The organism is Candidatus Binatia bacterium (assembly GCA_036382395.1).
Lineage (GTDB): Bacteria > Desulfobacterota > Binatia > HRBIN30 > HRBIN30 > JAGDMS01.
In genome coordinates, this window is record DASVHW010000015.1 from 1 (window position 1) to 5290 (window position 5290).

Consider the following 5290-nt stretch of genomic DNA (forward strand, 5'->3'; position numbering starts at 1 on the left):
AGTTGCGTAAGCCAGGCGGTGCGCTAAGCTGAGGTCGTGCGATACACTTGTCCGAAGTGCGGCGAGACCTTCGCGATACAGCCACCTAATGGGACGTGCCCCATCTGTGACGCGACCGTACTGCCCGAACCGCAGACCCACGAGGCGGAACCCCATGGCGACAAAGAAGGGTTTCCCTCCCCGAAGCGGCGGCTGTAACGCGGCAGCGGGAACATCGGCGCGCGCCGCTCCGCGCCAGGGAGCTACGCGGTCGACAGCGGCAGGCCGAAGGGGTAAGTAGCTGCCGCCAATGTCGTCGCAGAGTGTAGCGGGGGGACCGGGTGTGGTCGTGACACGGAGGCGTCTGACGGGCGCCCGTGACCTGGTTGACATGTGGGGGAACACGCGCATGGTCGTGCTCACCGCGATCAGCGCGTCGCTCTACGCGGCAATTCTGATTCCCTTCAAGGTCCTGCCCATCATTCCGGGCGTGACCGAGTTCCGCCCGGCGAACGCCGTGCCCGTCGTGTGTTCCTTCCTGTTCGGTCCGGCCGGCGCCTGGGGCGCGGCGATCGGCAACGTCATCGGCGATTTCTTCGGCGGCATCGGTCCTGGAGATCTGTTCGGCTTCCTGGGCAATTTCCTCTACGGCCTGATCCCGTACAAAGTGTGGGAGGCGATTACCGACAGCGACCCGGTTCCGCACACGCCCGGCATGTGGATCGCCTTTGTGGGCACGGTGCTCTTGGCCAGCGCCGTATGTGCCCTGAGCATCGGCTGGGGCATCAATCTGCTCGGCTTCATCCCGTTCTCGGTCCTGGGCAACATCATCTTGATCAACAACTTCCTGGTGGCGGTCGTGCTGACGCCGTTTCTGCTGGCAGTGATTTATCCACGCGTGAAGCGCGGGAAGCTTTTGTACCGTGACATCATGCCCCGGCCGCCGCGATTTCGCTGGTCGCGCCGGCTGGGTCTCGCGATCGTGGTGTTCGCTACCGTTGCCGGAATGGTGCTCGGCAATTTGCTCTCCTCGGGACGTCTCGTTCTGCCGTTCCTGGCGCATGCGGATCTCACCAGTACAACCCATGCGGCCGATGTCGGCCTCGGCCTCATACCGGTGATGGCCTTGTTGGCCGTCGGTGTCCTCCTGCTGTAACGTGGCCTTCTCCGGCAGCGACGAGGCGATACGCCTCGAACATCTGTCCTTCGGTTACGCCGATCAGAACGGTCTGGCCCTACGCGATGTGTCGCTGCGGGTCAGGCGCGGCGAAATGGTGGTCATCATGGGGGCCACCGGCGCCGGCAAGACAACGCTGGCCAAATGCCTCAACCGGATCGTCCCGGCGTTTCAACCCGGCACATTCTGCGGCGAGATTGCGCTCTTCGGCCAGGCGCTACGCGACGAAGGCGTGGCCGAGTTGGCGGGCATCGTGGGCCTGGTATCACAGGATTTCGAAGCCCAGTTGTTCGCCACCAACGTCGTGCAAGAAGTCGTGTTCGGCATGGAGCAGCTCGGCGTCGCGCCAGACGAGATGCGGCTGCGCCTGCCGCGGGTGCTCCAAGCCGTCGGTTTGCAGGGCTTCGAGGGGCGCGACCCGGCGACGCTCTCGGGCGGCGAAAAGCAGCGGCTGGCGCTGGCGGCCACTTTGGCGCTGCAGCCGAGCATCATGGTCTTCGACGAACCGACGACCGATCTCGACCCGCTGGGGAAACTGGAGATCTTCGCCGTGCTCGCGGCAATGCGCTGTCAGGGATATACACTGGTGGTGATCGAGCATGAGATTGCCGCGGCGGAGCACGCCGACCGTCTCGTGATCATGAGCCACGGCGAGATCGTGGCCGACGATCTGCCCCAGCGCGTCCTGGCGCAAGTAGATTTCCTGCGCCAGCACGGCGTCAGGGCGCCGGACCTGAATCAGCTCGCGGCACGGCTCGATCTGTCACCACCACCGTGTTCTCTGGACGCGGCCGAAGCGGCGGTTCGTCGGGGGTCAGCGGTTAGGGGTCAGGGGTCGGAAATAATTTCTGATCTTCAGTGCCCAGCGTCCCACCTCCAGCCGCCGACCGCGGGCCCTCATTTCCCGACCCCGTTTCTTTGCGTCGAAGACGTCACGTTTTCCTACGAAGGCGGGGCGCGGGCGCTCGACGGCGTGTCGTTGACCATCGACGCGGGCGAGTTTGTCGCCATCATCGGCCAGAACGGCTCCGGGAAAACGACGCTGGCCAAGCACCTCAACGGTCTCCTATCGCCAAGCGCCGGACGGGTGTTGCTGCGCGGAATGGACATGCGCACGCTGCCGATCAATACCGTGGCTGCTGATGTCGGCTACGTGTTCCAGAACCCCGATCACCAGATCTTCGCGGCCACCGTACACGAGGAGGTTGCCTTTGGGCCGCAGAATCTTTCGTTGCCGCCGCCGGAGGTGGAGGATCGCGTGCATGCCGCCCTGGTTGCCGTCGGGCTGACCGGCCTGGAGGGTGAGGATCCGTTTCTGCTCGGCAAAGGACAACGACAACGCCTGGCGGTCGCGTCGGTGTTGGCGTTGCGTCCGCGGCTGCTGATTCTGGACGAGCCGACGACCGGATTGGATTATCTCGAACAGCGGCGGATGATGGACCTGTTCGCCCAGTTGCACGCGCAAGGGATTGCTATCGTGATGATCACCCACACGCCATGGGTCGTGGCGGAATACGCGCGCCGCGGCGTGTTGATGGCGGATGGGCGAGTGCTGCTCGATGCGCCGCTGCGCACGCTGTTGGCGCAAGAGGGGCTGCTCGAACAGGCTCACTTCTGCGCCCCGGACATCACCCGCCTCGGCCGCCGCTTCGGCTTCACGCCGCTGTCAGTGGATGAATTTGTGGAGAAGATAGGGGCTGGAGGCTAGAGGCTGGATGCCGGTGAGAATGAAAGGTCTTCTGCTGAAAGCTGACCGCTGATGGCTGAAAGCTGATCGCCATGCCCCTCTTTCTCTACATCGAGCGCCGCACGTTCGTTCACCGCCTCAATCCCGTGGTGAAGGTGTGTGGCATGGTGTGCTTTTTCATCGCCGCATTCGTCAGCCAACAGCCCGCCGTGATGCTGCCGGTTGCGGCCGGTATCGGCATCTTGATTCTCCTGGCGGGCGCGCAGCACAACGTCTGGCGTCTGCGCTGGCTGTTCGTCCTGGTGTTCGTGATGACCTTCATCATCTGGACACTGTTCTTCCGCGCCGGAGTGCCGCTCCTGGCCTGGGGCCCGTTGAGCATCAGCACCGCTGGTCTACAGTTCGCGCTGGGTATGGCGATCAAGCTCGATACCTTTCTTGGCGTCGGCGTGGTCTTCCTGTCGACCACGAAGATCGAGGAGTTCGCCTACGCTCTCACCCGCGCCGGTATGCCGTACAAGCTCGGGTTTACGATGACGCTCGCCTTCCGACTGGTCCCGGTATTTGTCGACGCCGCCGTGACGGTGATCCAAGCGCAGCGGTGCCGCGGCTTCGACTTCGATCAGGGCAACCTGGTGCAGCGGGCGCGGCGCTATGTGCCGGTCATCGTGCCGGTCTTCATGGGTGCCTTGCGTCGCGCCGACGGCATGGCCATGGCGCTCGAAGCACGCGGCTTTCAATCGCCCGTGCAGCGGACCACCTTCGAGCAGTTCCCGTTCCGCCTCAGCGACGCGGCCGCGCTGGCGCTGGCGATAGCCGTGGCGGCAATCTACCTGGCGCTGTGGCACGCCGGCTACGCCGCCGTTCCTGTGTCCTGAGCCGATTGCGAAGGAAGTCATGAATCCGCACGTCGCGCCATACGGGTCATGGAAATCACCACTCAGCGCCGATGCCGTCGCCGCGGGCGTCATTGGCCTCGGACAGGTCGGGCTCGACGGCGAGGACGTCTACTGGGTTGAAATGCGCCCGCAAGAGGGTGGCCGTAACGTCATCGTGTGGCGCAGCGGGGATGGTGAAATCACAGATGTTACGCCACCGCCGTTCAACGCCCGCACCCGCGCCAATGAATACGGCAGTGGCGACTTCGCCGTATGCGACGGGACCGTGTACTTCTCCAACTGTGGCGATCAGCAGATCTATCGCCAGGGGCCGGGCACGCCGCCGCAAGCGATCACCGCGACCCCGGGATGCCGCTACGCCGATGCGATCGTCGACGCACGCCGCGGGCGCCTCATCTGCATCTGCGAAGACCACCGCAGCGGCGCCTCCGAGCCGGTCAACACGCTGGTCAGCCTCACCCTCGACGGCAGCAGCGGTGTACAGATGCTGGCGGACGGAAGCGACTTCTATTCTTCACCGCGCCTCAGTCCGGACGGATCGCGCCTCGCCTGGCTGAGTTGGAACCATCCGAACATGCCGTGGGACGGCACGGAGCTGTGGAGCGGTGCGGTGAGCGCGGCTGGTCGTGTGGAACGGGCTCGGCGCATTGCCGGCGGCGCGACGGAATCGATCTTCCAGCCAGAGTGGTCGCCGGACGGCGTGCTGCATTTCATCTCCGACCGGACCGGCTGGTGGAACCTCTACCGCTGGCAGGATGAACGTATCGAACCGCTGTGCGAGATGGCGGCGGACTTTGGCAGACCGCAGTGGGTCTTTGGGATGTCGACCTACGGCTTCGAGTCGCGCCAACGATTGATCTGCTCCTACGCAGCTGGAGGGACCTGGGGTCTCGGGCGCCTCGACACGGCCGCACACACGCTTGAGCCGATTCCATCGCCGTACGCCGACGTCGCCGACATCCGCGTCGGCGGCGGCCGGGCCGTCTTCCGCGGCGGCTCATCTACCGAAGCTGCCGCGATCGTTCAACTCGATCTACGAACCGGACGGTTCGAAGTGCTGCGCCGCTCCGGCACAACGGGGCTCGATCCCGGCTATCTTTCCGTACCCGAGGCAATCGAGTTTCCGACGGAGGCAGGCCTCACCGCGCACGCCCTGTACTACCGGCCACGCAACCGCGACTTCGCGGCACCGAACGGCGCACGGCCGCCGCTGCTGGTGCGGTGCCACGGCGGGCCGACGGCGGCCGCGTCGAGTGCGCTCGATATCAAGGTCCAGTACTGGACCAGTCGCGGCATCGCCGTCCTCGACGTCAATTACGGTGGCAGCAGCGGCTACGGGCGCGCCTACCGGCAACGCCTCGAAGGCCGGTGGGGGATCGTCGATGTCGATGACTGTGTCAACGGCGCGCGCTTCCTGGTGGGACGTGGTGACGTCGATGGCAAGCGGCTCGCGATCAGCGGCGGCAGCGCCGGCGGCTACACCGCGCTGTGTGCGCTGACGTTTCGCCGCACCTTCAAAGCCGGTGCGAGCTATTACGGCATCAGCGA

The 5290-nt window shown here is 65.0% G+C and carries 4 protein-coding genes; all 4 read left to right on the top strand.

The window, feature by feature from the left end; all coding sequences use genetic code 11:
* Nucleotides 1-289: 289 nt before the first annotated feature.
* A complete protein-coding gene (locus VF515_00965; GenBank protein ID HEX7406197.1) occupies nt 290-1135 on the top strand; it encodes a QueT transporter family protein in 846 nt (281 codons plus the stop codon).
* 1 nt (nt 1136) lies between these two features.
* On the top strand, nt 1137-2864 hold the full coding sequence (locus VF515_00970) for an energy-coupling factor transporter ATPase (protein HEX7406198.1): 1728 nt from the start codon (nt 1137-1139) through the stop codon (nt 2862-2864).
* A 71-nt stretch (nt 2865-2935) separates the two neighbouring features.
* Nucleotides 2936-3721, top strand: a complete 786-nt coding sequence (locus VF515_00975; protein HEX7406199.1) for an energy-coupling factor transporter transmembrane component T — start codon at nt 2936-2938, stop codon at nt 3719-3721.
* A gap of 19 nt (nt 3722-3740) precedes the next feature.
* On the top strand, nt 3741-5290 hold a 1550-nt coding region (locus tag VF515_00980), incomplete at its 3' end, for a prolyl oligopeptidase family serine peptidase (GenBank protein ID HEX7406200.1).